Annotated in this window: 10 protein-coding genes; 9 read left to right on the plus strand and 1 reads right to left on the minus strand. The window is 44.3% G+C overall.

The window, feature by feature from the left end:
* Together I8752_RS01065 and I8752_RS01070 are read left to right on the plus strand one after the other, a co-directional pair.
* Window positions 1-2,575: COR domain-containing protein (locus I8752_RS01065; RefSeq protein WP_214430476.1), on the plus strand; the 2,575-nt coding region annotated here is incomplete at its 5' end.
* 57 nt (window positions 2,576-2,632) lie between these two features.
* Window positions 2,633-2,968 (plus strand): hypothetical protein, encoded by a 336-nt coding sequence (locus tag I8752_RS01070; RefSeq protein WP_214430477.1) that lies wholly within the window; start codon window positions 2,633-2,635, stop codon window positions 2,966-2,968.
* Between the two features lie 69 nt (window positions 2,969-3,037).
* On the opposite strand, the gene I8752_RS01075 is transcribed toward I8752_RS01070, so the two are convergent.
* Window positions 3,038-3,742 (minus strand): Uma2 family endonuclease, encoded by a 705-nt coding sequence (locus I8752_RS01075; protein WP_214430478.1) that lies wholly within the window; start codon window positions 3,740-3,742, stop codon window positions 3,038-3,040.
* A gap of 93 nt (window positions 3,743-3,835) precedes the next feature.
* Between I8752_RS01075 and xseB the strand changes: the two genes are divergently transcribed.
* The 7 genes from xseB (at window position 3,836) to I8752_RS01110 (ending at window position 16,868) form a co-directional block, all read left to right on the plus strand.
* A complete protein-coding gene (gene xseB, locus I8752_RS01080; protein ID WP_214430479.1) occupies window positions 3,836-4,069 on the plus strand; it encodes an exodeoxyribonuclease VII small subunit in 234 nt (77 codons plus the stop codon).
* A 257-nt stretch (window positions 4,070-4,326) separates the two neighbouring features.
* The gene (locus I8752_RS01085; RefSeq protein ID WP_214430480.1) at window positions 4,327-5,082 is read left to right on the plus strand and encodes a sucrose-phosphate phosphatase; all 756 of its coding nucleotides are present in this window, start codon (window positions 4,327-4,329) and stop codon (window positions 5,080-5,082) included.
* A complete protein-coding gene (ruvA, locus tag I8752_RS01090; RefSeq protein WP_214430481.1) occupies window positions 5,079-5,717 on the plus strand; it encodes a Holliday junction branch migration protein RuvA in 639 nt (212 codons plus the stop codon). The genes I8752_RS01085 and ruvA overlap by 4 nt, the downstream gene beginning before the upstream one ends.
* Before the next feature lie 198 nt (window positions 5,718-5,915).
* Window positions 5,916-7,082: an 8-amino-7-oxononanoate synthase gene (gene bioF, locus I8752_RS01095; protein ID WP_214430482.1), complete on the plus strand. Its 1,167-nt coding sequence runs from the start codon at window positions 5,916-5,918 to the stop codon at window positions 7,080-7,082.
* A gap of 503 nt (window positions 7,083-7,585) precedes the next feature.
* Window positions 7,586-11,551 carry a PAS domain S-box protein gene (locus tag I8752_RS01100; RefSeq protein WP_214430483.1) on the plus strand — a complete coding sequence of 1,322 codons (3,966 nt, stop codon included), beginning with the start codon at window positions 7,586-7,588 and terminating at the stop codon, window positions 11,549-11,551.
* A gap of 467 nt (window positions 11,552-12,018) precedes the next feature.
* The gene (locus I8752_RS01105; RefSeq protein ID WP_214430484.1) at window positions 12,019-12,246 is read left to right on the plus strand and encodes a helix-turn-helix domain-containing protein; all 228 of its coding nucleotides are present in this window, start codon (window positions 12,019-12,021) and stop codon (window positions 12,244-12,246) included.
* 17 nt (window positions 12,247-12,263) lie between these two features.
* Window positions 12,264-16,868, plus strand: a complete 4,605-nt coding sequence (locus I8752_RS01110) for a PAS domain S-box protein (protein ID WP_214430485.1) — start codon at window positions 12,264-12,266, stop codon at window positions 16,866-16,868.
* The last annotated feature ends 178 nt before the right edge of the window (window positions 16,869-17,046 follow it).

The following is a 17,046-nucleotide window of genomic DNA, read 5'->3' on the forward strand; positions in this document are numbered from 1 at the left end:
TGATAACCAAATCACTAAAATATCAGATGCGATCGCTAAATTAACCAATCTGAGGGAGCTTGACCTCAGATCCAACCAAATAACCCAGATTCCAGAGGCTTTCGCTGATTTAACCAATTTGACGCAGCTTAATCTTTTTGATAACCAAATCACTAAAATATCAGATGCGATCGCTAAATTAACCAATCTGAGGAAGCTTGACCTCAGTTACAACCAAATAACCCAGATTCCAGAAGCAATCGCGCAATTAACAAATCTGAGGGAGCTTGACCTCAGATTCAACCAAATAACCCAGATTCCAGAGGCGCTCGCTAATTTAACCAATCTTACGCAGCTTGACCTCAGTCACAACCAAATAACCCAGATTCCAGAGGCGCTCGCTAATTTAACCAATCTGACGCAGCTTGACCTCAGTCGCAACCAAATAACCCAGATTCCAGAGGCGCTCGAAAGTTTGCCGAAATTGAAACAACTAGATTTACGGGGAAATCCGCTTCCTATTTCACCAGAGATTTTAGGATCTTCTAATAATGTTGGTTCAGTTAAAGACATTTTCAATTACTTGCAATTACTCCGTAGCGGTGAAGTGCGTCCACTCAACGAAGCCAAACTCTTGCTTATCGGACAAGGTAGCGTCGGCAAAACATCCCTCATCAAGCGACTAATCCGCAATGAATATGATAAAAATCAACCCCAAACCGACGGACTCAATGTAGAAACTTGGAACGTGCAGGTCAATAGCAAAGACATCCGCCTGAATGTTTGGGACTTTGGCGGACAGGAAATTTATCATGCCACCCATCAGTTTTTTCTGACTAAGCGCAGCCTCTATCTCCTCGTTTGTAATTGTCGCACCAGCGAAGAAGAAAACCGCATCGAATATTGGCTGAAACTAATCGAAAGCTTCGGCGGACAGTCCCCCGTGATTATCGTTGGCAACAAAAAAGACGAACAACCCCTCGACATCAACCGCAAAGCATTACGCGAAAAATATCCTAACATCCAAGCGATAATCGAAACCTCCTGCCAAGACAATATCGGCATTGATGAACTTCGCACCGCAATTTTGCAGCAAATCGCCAACCTCAAAGAAGTCTACGACCTTCTACCCCTGACATGGTTTGAGGTTAAACAAAAACTCGAATCCATGACTGAAGACTTCATCAGCTACAACCGCTACATCGGCATCTGCCACCAAAAAGAGATTCCCGAAGAACAAAACCAAGAGCAACTAATCGACTTGCTGCATCGACTCGGCTTAGTTCTCAACTTCCGCGATCATCCCATCCTCAAAGATACCAACGTCCTCAAACCCAACTGGGTGACAGAAGGCATTTACGCGCTCCTGAGCGATGAAAACCTCAAAACTGAAACCAAAGGCATTTTCACCCCCACCGATCTCACCCGCATCCTCAATCCAGAGCGATACCCCACCAAGCGTCACGACTATCTGATCGGGCTGATGAAAGAATTTGAGCTTTGCTTTGCACTAGAATGTTACCCACCACAATTTCTGATTCCGGGACTTTTGCCTAAAGACCAACCAGACGAAACAGAACTTGACGACGAAACCTTGGAATTTCAATACCATTACAAAGTTCTCCCCGAAAGCATCATCTCCCGCTTCATAGTCATCACCCACGAAAAAATTCATAACCAAATCTATTGGCGCAGTGGCGTAATGCTGCAATATCAAGAAAACAACGAAATCTATAACATCGCTCGCATCAAAGCAGATCCCGAAGACAAAAAAATCTTCATCACCATTAGCGGACATAAAGAAACCCGCCGCTTATTTCTCGGCATCCTCCGCGATGTCTTCCAAAAAATTCACAAAAGTCTTCCCAATCTCGAAATCACCGAATGGGTTCCCGTCCCCAACCATCCCAAACATCCGCCCCTTGACTACCAAGAACTTCTAGGACTTGAGGCAATGGGTGAAAGCACAATCACCATTGGCAAACTAAAATTAAAACTCGATTTGCGTCAACTTTTAGATGGCTATGAATCATTAGAATCGCGTCGAAAATCACAAAAAAGAGATAATGATTTAGATGATAGGACTGCATACGAAGATATGCGAGATATTGCTAAACTAGCTGTCAGCAGAGAAATTAAAATTAATAATAATAATAAAGCCGAGGCAAATGCTGTGTCAGAAAATCCTCAATTCACAAACAACCTTCAAGGCGCAAACATCGGCAACTTTGCCAACCAAGTCAAAGACAACGCCAGACAGCAAGCCTCTAACTTCAACCAAACAAGCGGCGCAAACATCAGCGAAATTCTGCAACTAATCGGCAACCTGCGCCAAACTGCCGCCCAATTCCCGGAAGCAATCAGCAAAGACATTACCCGCGAAGACATCATCATTGATATTGATGATGTAGAAGCAGAAATTCAAAAGCCAGAAAAAGAACGCAATTTACCCAAACTCAAAAAGCGTCTACTAGCTTTACTAACTGCTGCTAGTGTAGCTGCTGCCCCGATCGCAGGTATGACAGACTTTGCAAACAATGTTATGGAAATAGGGAACAAATTAAACATCGAACTAAAGCTTCCCTCTGGTAAATAGACTTTTCTCACTCCAGAGGCGATCGCATAGCTTGAAATGATGCCCGCTTTTCATTAGATGAGAATTGAACTAGCGATCGCCAAAATAACAAATGAGTTCGCCGAAATAACAAATGCGTTCGCCGAAATAACAAATGGGTTCGCCAAAATAGCAAATGCAATCGCCGAAATAGCAAATGAGTTCGCAGAAATAACAAATGCGATCGCCGAAATAACAAATGCGATCGCAGAAATAACAAATGCGTTCGCCAAAATAGCAAATGAGTTCGCAGAAATAACAAATGCAATCGCCGAAATAACAAATGCAATCGCCGAAATAACAAATGCAATCGCTATGCTTCAGTATCCTAATCTCGGACTCACGTTAAAGTATAGCAACCGCCAAGACAGTTAGGACATTGTTGATTGCTCAAAACCTTGAAAAAATTGGCTTTCTACTCAGCACTCAGCACTCAGCACTTTATCAGCTATTGTTCAATTGCTGAACAAACGCTTGATGTTCATCTGAAGCTAGCCCTTTTTGCAATACTGCCAACACCTGTTGCATATTTCCCGCAACTAATGCTGAGACATCCAGCCACAATCCTGGAAATACTTGACTTTGAATTATCCCTGACGCATCTGGTGAGAGCGCTACATATTCACCATCCTGCAAGCTGAACCAACTCACAGTACTTTCAAAAACCTGCCAAACAATATATTCCTGGATGCCATTGCGACGGTAGGCGCGTTTTTTCTCGTGTAAATCTTTGCTAGCACTACTTGCGGCAACTTCCGCTACTAATTCTGGCGCACCTTCTACGTAACCATCAACACCGATATAAGACAATCCGCCACAAGCTGCATCGATTAATAAAATGGCATCAGGCTGGGGTTCGTTATCTAAATCTAACCGCACAGTTGGATTATCACCTAATCTGACACCAGGCGTTGCAATTTTATAAGACCACAACCAGCCCATTAAATTACCATGCGGTTCGGCGTGGGGTTCAAAGCGCAAAGGTGATGCCACGTAAACGACTCCTTCAATCAGTTCGGCTTTCTTGAGATTAGGCATGGCATTGTAGCGACGCTCAAATTCCGGACGCGTGAGGCGATCGCCACTTTCAAGAGGCGGAATATATGAAGGATTGCTTGGAGTCGAATGTTGTGGGGAGGTGTTAACCACGATCGCAAGTGCTAGAGATGGTTAAATTGATTGTATCGTGGAGGTTAAAGTAAATATGAAAATAAACTAACCGCCAAGGACACCAAGTTTTGCATGGTTAAACGTAAGAGTGCTTCTAATTCTGATTCGATGGAAGGTTGGAATTATGAAGCAAAGGTTGTCGAAATAGAGGAAATTATCGCTCGGATTGAGGCGGGTGAGTTGGAATTGGAAGAGGTTTTCGAGCGATTTGCCAAAGCTGTTGAGTATTTGCGTCAGTGTGAAAGTTTTTTGCAGCAGCGACAGCAACAAGTAGATTTGTTGATTGAAACTTTGAGCGATGAATAATATTGAAGTGCCACAAGGTTTTAAAGTTCTACTTTTTGTGGAAAATAAATGACTCGTTTACTTTTTACCAGATGAAAAAGTCTGGTTATTTTTTTATTTGCGAAAGGATTATTACATTAGTACGAATACATAAGAGCCAAAATCTGGTAAGTTAACTCGGATTGCACGAGCGAGAATTAGTTTACGCATCTTAACATTTGGCCCGTTTTGATATTTTCAGGTATTTTGGCAACTACTAACTTGAGTTAATCAAAATTATGAAACCATTTCTTTTTGTAACCGACCTGGATGATACCCTCGTATATCGCACTGTGGGAAATGACGACGCTTTACCGAAGCTGAATGAATTGCTAAGTCAACATCGTCAAGAATTCGGCACTAAGATTGTTTATTCTACTGGGCGATCGCCTCAACTTTACCAAGAACTTAAAGTAAAAAAAAATCTCTTGCAACCAGATGCTCTTGTTCTGGCTGTGGGTACAGAAATTTACCTCAATGGCCCTGAGAATGCAGATTCCAGCTGGTCAGAAATCCTCTCTCCTGGCTGGAACCGCGAAACTATCTTATCTATTACTGAAAAATTTCCGGAGTTAGAGCCGCAACCAGACTCAGAACAGCGTCCTTTCAAAGTCAGCTTCTTCCTTCAACAATCTGTAGCAGGAATTTTACCACGGCTTGAAACAGAGTTACAAAAAAATAAATTAAATGTAAAGTTAATTTATAGTAGCGAAATAGACCTTGACATTGTACCCCTTACCAGCGATAAAGGTCAAGCAATGCAATTTCTGCGCCAAAAGTGGAAATTTGCAGCCGAACAAACAATTGTCTGCGGTGATTCAGGTAATGATATTGCTTTATTTGCTGTAGGCAATGAAAGGGGAATCATAGTCGGAAATGCTCGAAAAGAGTTACTCCAGTGGCACAACGAGCATCCTGCCGACCATCGTTACTTAGCACAAAATTTTTGTGCGGGTGGAATTCTGGAAGGATTAAAATATTTTGGTTTCTTATGATTAGCTATCTCAAAGGAATCGTCGCAGGTATTCAAACAATTAGCGGTAATCGCGTTGTTTTGACTTTAGAAGTGAATGGATTGGGGTATGATTTGCAAATTCCGCAACGTTTAGCACAGCAGTTACCTGATTCAGGAGGAGTCGCGCAAATTTTTACCCATTTCCAAATTCGTGATGAAGTGCCGTTACTATATGGCTTTGCTTCGCCAGCAGAACGCGATTTATTTCGCCAATTGTTGACTGTTAGCGGTATTGGCGCAGCTTTAGCGATCGCTTTGTTGGACACTTTAGAATTGCCAGATTTAGTTCAAGCAATTATTGCAGCTAACACCCAAGTCTTAATTCAAGCCCCAGGTGTTGGCAAAAAAACCGCAGAACGCATCTGTTTAGAATTAAAAAGCAAGTTAATCGAGTGGCGCAAATCAGCAGGCTTCTTCGTCGCCACAGGCGGCCCAGCACCGGGAATTCTCGAAGAAGTGCAAATGACTCTCTTTGCCTTGGGATATACTGCCCATGAAGTTAGTCACGCCTTGCATGTGGTTAGCGAAGACATCGGACTACCGAAAGATGCCTATGTGGAAGACTGGATCAAACAAGCGATCGCCCATCTCAGCAGCAGCGAAGTTGGTCAGTAGAGACGCGATTATACTCTTACGAGAAGCCCTCCGGGTTCGAGAGTTCACAATCGACGGGAACCGCCAAGATTGCGACTCCCTCACCGCTCTTCCGAGCGTACACGCGTCTGTACAACGGTCAGTTGTCAGTTGTAAATAGCCATTATTGATTTAGTTATTTATAATTTTTCCCCTCTGCCCCTCTGCCCCCATCCTCCCATGACTGACCCTTATGCTTGGATAGAAGAATCTTTGGCAACTATTCATCGGGCAGATTGGTATCGTTCGGTACAGACAATCCACGGAAAATCGGGTGCAACGGTACTTTTAGCCGGGCAAGAGGTAATTAATTTTGCCAGTAATGACTATTTGGGATTGGCTGGGGATGAACGCTTGATACAGGCGGCGATCGCTGCTATTCAAGAATGTGGTACTGGTAGTACTGGTTCTCGATTACTCAGCGGACATCGAGAATTACACAAAAAGTTAGAAGAAGCGATCGCATCTCTCAAGCAAACAGAAGATGCGCTGGTATTTAGTTCCGGGTATCTGGCGAATTTGGGTGCAATTACGGCTTTGGTGGGTAAACGCGATTTAATTTTAAGCGATCGCTACAACCATTCGAGTCTGAAAAACGGGGCAATTCTCAGTGGTGCAAAAGTTATCGAATATCCCCACTGTGATGTTGCAGCACTGAAAGCACAGTTAAGTCAGCAACGACAGCACTACCGACGCTGTTTGATTCTGACTGATAGTGTTTTCAGTATGGATGGCGATTTATGTCCTTTACTACCATTGTTGGATCTGGCTGATGAGTTTAACTGTATGCTGCTCGTAGATGAAGCTCATGCCACTGGAGTATTAGGAAAAACTGGCGCAGGATGTGTCGAACATTTGGGGTGTACGGGAAGGCAGTTAATTCAAATTGGTACTTTGAGTAAAGCCTTGGGTAGTTTGGGGGGTTACGTGGCAGGAAGCGCCTCCTTAATTGATTTTTTGCGAAATCGCGCCCCCACTTGGATCTACACAACTGCACTATCTCCCGCAGATACAGCCGCAGCACTAGCAGCGATTGAGATAGTGCAACAAGAACCACAACGGCGGCTAAAATTGTGGCGAAATTTAAATTATTTAAAACAGTTACTGCAACAACAGTTACCAAACCTGAAACTGCTACCTTCAGAATCACCTATACTTTGTTTGCAATTGCTAAGTGCTACAGAGGCGCTGCGAGTTAGCAAGGAACTTACAAAAGCTGGAATTTTTGCACCAGCGATTCGTCCTCCTACAGTGCCAACAAGTCGGTTAAGAATATCTTTGATGGCAACTCACCAAGCGCAACATATCGATAAATTAGTAGCACAATTGCACAAGAGCATTGGATGAAACTTGTAAATACTTCTTGGTGCTTTATCCTTTGTTTGGTGAGATTGCATTCAAGAATTTTTTGTGAAATCAGAATAAATACGTTAATTTAAATTGATGATTTTTTCTATCCACATTGTTTGATGTTAATCAAAAATTCTTTCTCAGCGATCGCTGGTTACTGAAATATATTTTGATTTCTGACTTGGCTATAGCTATGGCTCATAGGTAAATTCCTAAATACCGCACTGCCTTAAATGTGTTCTCACCTGCGGTAAATCTTATTTATTTGCCTCTATTCAAATAATTATTTGCAAATTTAACAACAAATTGCTATTGCAAATTATCTTAATTACTTAATATAAAATACCAATAGAATCAAGAAGTAGCCTCTAGCTAAAGTATTTTTAAAGTTACGTATAAATCTATCTGAAGATAAATTACTAAAATTTGCAAACTAGCTTAATGTACGATTAATCCCCTTGAAAAGCATTGGTTGTTCTAAATTTTCAAGTTTATTTTTCATGCTTTATATTAACTATTCTACATTACGAAGCTATGGAAGTACTGTATTAATTGTTGCATTAACGCTAGTGTTGATGCTGGTACTAGACCCGTGGCTGAACATTAGCAGAACTCCTTTTTTGGTGTTTTTTAGCACCGTAATCGTGAGTGCTTGGTATGGAGGTTTAAAGTCAGGTATTTTAGCAGTTTTATTATCAGTTCTACTCAGCGATTACTTTTTTCTTGCTCCAACGTATAACCTAAATTTCCACCCCCGCGATCTTCTGCGAGTCGAATTGTTTATTTCGCAAGGATTGCTCTTGAGCCTTTTATTTGAGGTATTGAGAACTGCTAAACAGCAAGTAGAGGTGAATCTCAAGAAGCTGAAAGTGAGTGAAGAACTCTTGCGATCGGCATTAAGCAGTTTAGATATCATTGTCTCTCAGCAGGATCGAGATTTGCTTTATCAATGGATTTACAATCCTCAGAATACAGAAACTACTGAGCAAACACTAGGCAAGTCTGACTATGAATTATTCCCCACGCCAATAGCAGAACAATTGACGGCAATCAAGCAAGGAGTAGTGCAAAAAGGTGTTTCAACTCGTGAAGAGGTTTGTGTAACGCTGGATGAAGAAACCCGTTACTACGTGCGAGTTGAACCGCTCAAGGATGCAGAAAATAGCATTCAAGGCATTACCTCTGTAGCCGTAAATATTAGCGATATCAAACGAGAAACAGAAATAGATATTAAGCAACTAAAACAAACCAAGCAAGCATTGCACGAAGCTGAGGAAGCGCTACAATGCATCGCCGAAATTAATAGTACCCTCTCTACATCACTAGATTACGAAGAAACTTTAAAACAGATTAGTAAAATCTCAGTTCCCCAACTAGCTGATTGGTGTAGCGTCGAAATTTTAAACGCAGATGGTTCCATTTGTCGCCTCAGCGTTGCCCACGCAGACCCATCAAAAGCCGATCTGGCACTTCAACTGCAACAATATGCACCAGATCCTAAAGGTGCAACTCCAATTGCGAAAGTAATGCAAACCGGGCAAAGCGAATTAATCCCAGAAGTATCTGACTCATTACTAGTAGCAATAACTCGAAATAACGAACACTTACAAGTCGTTCGCCAAATGGGGATAGAGTCTGTAATGATTGTGCCGTTAGTAACACGAGGACAAGTACTTGGCAGCATCACGTTTGTCAGCGCCCAATCAGCTCGTCGTTACAGCGAACGCGACCTAGCTTTAGCAAAGAATATTGCCCAGCGTGCTGCCTTAGCAATTGAAAATGCTCAACTTTATCAAGATATTCATCAGACTTTATTGCATTACGCCGAATCGCTATCTCTGCTTGATGCCTTGCTAGCAGCAGCCCCCGTCGCCGTCTGTTTTTTAGATCGGGAACTGCGATATATCCGGATCAATCAGGCCTTTGCTGATATGAACGGTTTGAGCGTCGAACAGCATCTCGGACGCAAATTTCCAGAAGTCTTACCCAAGATGACAGCTGAATTTGAACCACAGTTACAGCGCGTTTTAGATACGGGAGAACCTCTGCTGAATGTGGAAATCAGCGGTGAGACGAAAGAGCAACCCAGACGTTACGGTTACTGGTTGGGTAACTATTATCCAGTCCGCGATGCACTGGGAGAAACAGTAGGAGTGGGGATTATTTTGGCAGAAGTCACAGCGCTCAAGCAAGTAGAAGTTGCCTTACGCGAGAGCGAAGAAAGATTTCAGGCAATGTTTGACCAAGCAACTGTAGGCATCACCCAAGTCGCATTAGATGGGCGATTTCTTCAGATTAATCCTGCCCTATGTGAGATTACTGGCTACAGTCATCAAGAATTAACCCAGATGAACTTTGAGGAAATTACTCACCCTGATGACTTAGAAGCCGATTGGACGCAAGCTCAACGAGTATTAGCTAAGGAAATTAAGGGTTATTCTCTAGAAAAGCGCTACATCCGTAAAGATGGTTCTATTGTTTGGGTAAACTTAACTGCATCGGTAGTGTGCGATGCTAACGGACAGCCGAAGTATGCCTTAGGCATTATTGAAGATATCAGCCAACGCAAACGAGCGCAAGCAGCACAACAATTTTTAGTTGAAACCAGCGCCTCACTCGCTGCCTCTTTGGACTATAAAATCACCCTCGCTAGCGTAGCGAATATGGCAGTTCCTACCTTAGCTGACTGGTGTATTGTAGATATTTTTAGAGAAGATAGCTCAATTCAACAAATTGCGATCGCCACAGCTGACCCGACAAAACGGCATATTCTCCTCAAATTACGAGAGCGTTTTCCTTCCCTAGTCGGCGGACAGCATCCTTTTTTGCAGAAGTTGCGCCAAGGACAATCGATTTTTTATGCTGATTCTGACTCTCTTGGAGGAGACAGCCAAGAAGCAGAATATTTACGGCAACTGCGAAACATCGGAATTGTTTCTTTTATGGTGATTCCACTCCGTTCTCGCGGACAAGTATTCGGAGCGATTTCTTTTGTCACAGTCGATTCATGTCGTCACTACGAACAAGCTGATTTAGCCTTAGCAGAAGATATTGCTCGTCGGGCGGCGACAGCAATTGATAACGCCCGACTCTACCAAGAAGCTCAAAAAGCTAAACAAGCAGCCGAACAAGCTGTCACCCGCACAGCGCTTTTACAAAAAATCACCGCTGCCCTGAATGAAGCATTAACTCCCCAGCAGGTAGCTGAAGTAGTTGTGAAGCAAGGAATTGCCGCCTTGGGAGCGAAAGCGGGTTCTGTTCTGCTTTTAGATGAGCGAGGTACTTCTCTAAAGATTGTGCAAGCAGTCGGCTATCCGCAATCAACTGTAGATGCCTGGACAAATTATCCTTTGACTATTGCTGGCCCGTCTGCGGAAACAGTACAAACCGGACAACCGATCTTTGTCGAAAATAAAACAGCTTGGATCGCAAGATATCCCAATTTAGCTGATATTCCAGCTAAACACGGGCATTTTGCTCACGCTTGTATTCCTTTAATCCAAGAAGGAAAAGCGATTGGGGCACTAGGATTAAACTTTGCTACTTTTCAAACATTTAACGAACAAGACCGGAGATTTATGTTGACTCTAGGGCAGTTGTGTGCCCAAGCGATCGCCCGCGCTCAACTTTACGAAGCAGAACAGACCGCACGGGCCCAGGCTGAGACAGCCAACCGCGTTAAAGATGAATTCCTCGCCATTCTTTCCCATGAGTTAAGAACTCCCCTCAATCCCATCATGGGGTGGGCAAAGTTACTGCGAACTCGCAATTTTGATGAAACTGCTAGAAGTCGGGCGCTGGAAACAATTGAGCGCAATGCCAAGTTACAAACTCAACTAATTGACGACCTACTTGATGTTTCGCGGATTTTACGAGGTCAACTGAGTTTAAATGTTGGTGAGGTGGATTTAAGAACTCCAATTGCTGCCGCCCTAGAAACGGTGGGTTTAGCAGCAGCAGCTAAGTCAATTCAAATTCACACAGCACTCAGCAACGATCTCGCCCCAGTGCTAGGCGATAGCGATCGCTTGCAACAAGTAATCTGGAATCTACTCTCGAATGCTGTTAAGTTTACACCCACAGGGGGACAAATAGAGGTGCAATTGTCAGTAGTCAGCAGTCAGCGATCGGCGATGAAGGATAACGTAGACGCGGCAGCAGTTGATTGCAAAGTACAACAAACAACTGACAATTATGCCCAAATCCAAATTATTGATACAGGTAAGGGAATTAGCCCGGAATTTTTGCCTTACGTTTTTGATTATTTCCGGCAAGCAAATACTAAGACAACCAGGATATTTGGCGGACTGGGTTTAGGACTGGCAATTGTGCGTCATTTAGTAGAACTTCACGGCGGTACAGTTCAGGCAGAAAGTCCCGGAGAAGGACAAGGCGCAACTTTTACAGTCAAGCTACCGTTACAGAAAACAGGGTGTGGGGTGCAGGGTGTGGGGTGTGGGGGATGAAATAAAACTTTAGTTTTGGGTGAATGGCACTAAGATAAGCTGACGCGGGGACACGGAGACGCGGGGACGCTCTTAAAATTCATTCAATAAATATCTCTGTGTCACCGTTTCTCCCCCTCGTGGACAAAAAATCCTTATATTGCAAGGAAGGTTGAAACCCCAACGCCAGTTCTCTCAAGTCGAGCCACTGCCTTGCGGTGAATCAGTGCTGCGGAGAGAAGCGCAGCGTTAGCGAGCCTGCGAGCGTCACCCGAAAGGGGGTTCCCCCCGTTGTGGCAAGTGGCGTGGGAAACCCGCCCACGAGACTGGCTCCCCCTTGTGGGTGGCTTAATTTCCCTACTCCCTACACCCCACACCCTATCCCCTACACCCTGTTCACAAGTTTTATATCCTTAGATGGATGTATTTCGATATATAGCAGCTGCTATAGTCCATAAGCTAGAAAAAATTAAAAATATAATTACCTTATGCCTGCAATCGAACAGCCAAGAGTTGCCCAGTTAGTTCGTGAGACTCGGCAACACCTGAATCTGTCACAAGTAAAGCTGGCAACGATGTTGGGAGTTTCGTTTCATAGCATAAATCGTTGGGAAAACGGACGGACGCAACCTTCGCCACTGGCTATGAAACAGATTCAAGAGTTACTCCATCAGATGGGAGAGGCTGGTGAGGAGCTATTAGCCAAATACTTTTAAGCATAAGGACAGAAACTGTGAGTGCTGAAGTTTGGGGAATTATTCCCGAAGACATCGAACAGGTCTTGGCTAGGATCTGCGATGGTTTTGTGATGTTGGATTGTGAATGGCGCTACGTCTATGTCAATGACAAACTAGCCGAACTAGCCCAGATCGATAAACAAGACTTTTTAGGTAAAAGTATTTGGGAGTTGTTTCCGGAAACAGTCAATAGCCAACTTGCTGCTGAGTTGCATCGAGCTGTTGCAGAGCAAGTCACCGTGCAGTTTGAGTATTTCGATGCCAAACGGCATCTTTGGTTGGAAAAGCGTATCTATCCCTCACACAAAGGCGTATCAATCTTAACTAAGGATATTACTCAGTACAAACGTACCCAACAACTTTTAGCAGCACAGTATGCAGTCACCCGGATTCTTGCAGAAGCGATCGCGTTTAGCAATGCCATTCCTAGTATTTTGCAAGCTCTATGCGAAAGTTTAGGATGGCAAGTTGGTAGAATCTGGAGTGTAGACCATCAAACTAATTCTCTGCACTGCATCAGCAGTTGGCGTTCCTCCTCCTTTAAACTAGAAGATTTTCCCACCTTTTACCAACGCTCAAGCTTTGCCTTTGGTGAAGGCTTACCCGGTCAGGTTTGGGCCAGCGGTCAATTTGTTTGGAGCCAGGAACGCGCCGCCATTGGATTTCCGCTTCAGGCGGGCAATAAGATTTTAGGTGTGATTGAGTTTTTCAGCCGGGAAATGCCAGAGCCTGACTTTGATTTGCTGCAAGTGATGAAGGCGATCGCAACTCAAATCGGTCAATTCGTCGAGCAAAAGCAAACAGAGTCATTATTACGCAAAAGTGAAGCTCGCTACCGTTCGTTGGCAGAGGCAACTACGTCCATCGTCTGGACAGCATCACCTCACGGTAGCATTGTAGAAGAAATTCCCACTTGGCAGGCATTTACCGGACAAACTCTCGAACAATATAAACAGTGGGGTTGGGTTAATGCCCTGCACCCAGAAGACCGCACATCCATGCTTGCTGTTTGGAAACAGGGGTTTTTTAACCGCACTCACGTATCTGGCGAGTATCGGCTACGACGGTATGACGGTGAATATCGTTACGTAGTCGCTCGCGGCGTACCCATACTCGACGACACAGGCCAACTTTGTGAATGGGTAGGGATGTGCGTAGATATTAGCGAACGCAAGCAAGCCGAGATAGAACGCGAACAGCTGTTAGCGCAACTAGAAATCGAGCGAACCCGCTTAGTAGCAAGTAATACTTTGCTTGATACGCTTGTGAATAACGCACCTATAGGCATTGGCATCTGGGATGAAAAACTCCGATATGTGAGATTGAATGATGCTTTAGCTGAAATTAACGGTTTGCCCCAAGCAGCACATATTGGTAAGACTGTTGCGGAGGTGCTGCCTGGAATTGGTGCTGAGGTGATAGCTGCCTTCCGTCGTGTAGCTGAGACAGGACAATCCGCGATCGCCCAAGAAGCCAGTGGCGAAACACCCGCAGCCCCAGGCAAAAAGCGGTATTGGTCGGTGACTTACTATCCAATTAAACTACCGGGTAACATTACTTGGGTAGGTGCAATCTGCGAAGAAATCACAGAACGCAAGCTTGCTGATGCCGAGCGCGAAAACTTACTTGAGCGCGAACAAGCAGCCCGTGTTGAGGCGGAAGCGGCCAAAGAACAAATTACTAATATCTTAGAAAGTATTAGCGATGGTTTTCTCGCTTTTGACCGCGAATGGCATTTTACTTACCTCAATCACGAAGGCAGCAGAACTTTAGGGCGTTCTGGCGAGGAACTGCTGGGCAAGAATTTATGGCAAGAGTTTCCCGAACTAACCGAAACCAGCTTTGGTCAACTTTATCAAAGAGCAGTTGCCGAAGGAGTACCGCTAGAACTAGAAGATTACTATCCACCATTTGCGGCATGGTTTGCTGTCCGCGCCTATCCTTCTCCCACAGGGTTAGCCCTTTATTTCCGCAACATTAATCGCCGCAAACAAGCAGAAGCAGCGCTACGAGAAAATGAAGCAGGTTTTCGGCTGCTGGCAGAAAATTCCACTGATATTATTTCGCGTCATACAGTAGATGGAATTTTGCTGTATATCTCACCAGCCTGCTACACATTATTAGGATACAAACCGAAAGAACTAATAGCTCGTCCTAGCAGTGAATTGGTTCATCCAGACGATCTAGCTGAAATTGTGAAAAAGTATCCAATTGATGCGAATTTGCCAGACATCTTCACCGTTACTCATCGAGCTCAACGCAAAGACGGACATTACATTTGGCTAGAATCAACCATTCGAGCTATCCGCGACTCCCAAACTAGAGAAATTATCGAGATGCAGGCAGCTGCTAGGGATATTACCGATCGCAAACGCGAAGAAGACAAGCAGCGCTTTTTGGCTCAAGCTACTAGTATTTTGGCTGCATCGCTCGACTACGAAACCACCTTTACCAGTTTGGCACAGTTGGTAGTGCCAGAAATTGCTGATTGGTGTGTAGTTGATATTATTGCTGACAATCAATCAGTTCGTCGGGTAGCAACAGCTCACGCCGATGCCTCGAAACAAAAATTGGTAGAACAATTAAAAAATTATCCCCCAGATTTAAACCAAGCTGGAGGTGTTGGTCGGGTAATCCAATCGAGAAAGTCACAAATTAACCATGACATTTCCGAGCAACAGATGCAAGCAGCAACCTGTGATGCCGAGCATCTACAACTATTACAACAGCTAGCTCCTAAATCTGCGATGTTTGTATTGCTGACGATCCGCGAACGAATACTGGGAGCGATAACTTTAGTATCTTCTTCGGGTCGTCGCTACAACCATAACGATTTGATGTTAGCTGAGGATGTGGCTCGCCGTGCTGCCATAGCCGTTGATAACGCTCAACTATTCGCGCAAGCACAGCGATCGCAACAAGCTGCTGTTCTAGCTGCGGCTCGGACTGCCCGTCTGCAAGCTTTAACTGCCGCACTTTCGCAATCTCTAAGTGTAGCACAGGTAGCTGAGGTAATTGTCGAGCAAGGGATGGCAGCTTTGGGGGCTAGTTCTGCTTTAGTGGCATTAGTAACAGAAAGTGGCACAGAATTGGAAATTATTCGGGCTGTTGGCCATCAACCGGAACTAATAGAGTTATGGCGGCGATTTTCGATTAATGCACCCGTACCCCTAGCAGAAGCCGTCAGAACGGGAGAACCTGTGTGGCAAGAGCCGACAACAACTAGGACAACTCGTTACTCACATCTAGCTTACGCCTATGCTCGATACAACTATGACAGTTGGATTTCAATTCCCTTAACAATTGAAGGACGAACTGTAGGTGGCATGTCCCTAGCTTTTGCCGAAATGCCTGAATTTAGCCAGCACGACCGCGCCTTTGTGCGATCGCTAGCACAGCAGTGCGCCCAAGCGATGGAACGCGCCCGCCTGTATGAAGCCGAGCAGACAGCACGGGAAGTTGCCGAAACTGCCAACCGAATTAAAGATGAATTTTTAGCAGTGCTTTCCCATGAATTGCGATCGCCACTCAACCCAATTCTTGGATGGTCGAAGCTACTCCAAACTAAAAAACTCGATGAAAAAACAATTTCGCAAGCACTCAAGACCATTGAGCGCAATGCCAAGCTACAAGCTCAACTAATCGAAGACTTACTCGATATCTCCCGGATTCTCCAAGGCAAACTCAGCTTGAATAGTTCTCCCGTCGATCTCACATTGGTGATTTCGGCAGCAATGGAAACGGTACGCCTGTCAGCAGAGGCTAAGTCCATTCAAATACATCCAGCGCTAGAACCAAATATTGGGAAAGTTGTAGGTGATTCTAGTAGATTGCAGCAAATCGTTTGGAATCTGCTTTCAAATGCCGTGAAGTTTACACCCGAAGGCGGACGAGTAGATATCCGACTCGAAAAAATCGCTACTCAAGCCCAGATAACTGTTAATGATACAGGTAAAGGCATTGACCCGAATTTTCTGCCTTATGTATTTGACTACTTTCGTCAAGAAAACAGTACCACTACTAGAAAGTTTGGCGGGCTGGGGTTAGGGTTAGCGATTGTCCGTCACTTAGTCGAACTGCATGGAGGTACAGTCAAAGCAGAAAGCTTAGGCGAAAATCAAGGGGCAACTTTTAGCGTCAGGCTACCGCTGCTCAAAGATTTATCAGAAAGCAAACTCGATAGTGAAGATTTTGAACCAACTGCAAATTTAAATGGTGTCAAGATTTTAATCGTCGATGATGATGCGGATACGCGAGAATTCATTGCCTTTTTGCTAGAACAGTATGGCGCATATGTAACAGCAGTAACATCAGCAACTGAGGTCTTAGCTGCTTTAAGCCAGTCCCTACCAGATGTGTTGTTAAGCGATATTGGGATGCCAGAAGTTGATGGCTGTATGTTAATACGACAGGTAAGAACTCTACCACCAGAACAGGGAGGGCAAATTCCCGCGATCGCCCTTACCGCCTATGCTGGAGAAATGAACGAACAACAAGTACTAACAGCCGGATTTAACAAGCATATTGCCAAACCAGTAGAACCAGCTCGCTTAGTAGAAGCGATCGCTAACTTACTGCAAAATCGCGATTATAACTTGTAAAGAGGTAGAAGGTGGGAAAAACTATCCCTTTAACCTTCCCCCTCTTCTATTTCCACTAGCTCAAGAAGTTATCCCAATTCGCCAAACAAGGGCAACACATTCAAACCCCTAAATCCAGATCGTATCCGAATTTCTTAATTACGAATTACCCTTCGGGTGACGCTCGTACCTCGCTAAC

It is taken from the genome of Dendronalium phyllosphericum CENA369 (assembly GCF_016056275.1).
In the GTDB taxonomy this organism is placed as follows: domain Bacteria; phylum Cyanobacteriota; class Cyanobacteriia; order Cyanobacteriales; family Nostocaceae; genus Dendronalium; species Dendronalium phyllosphericum.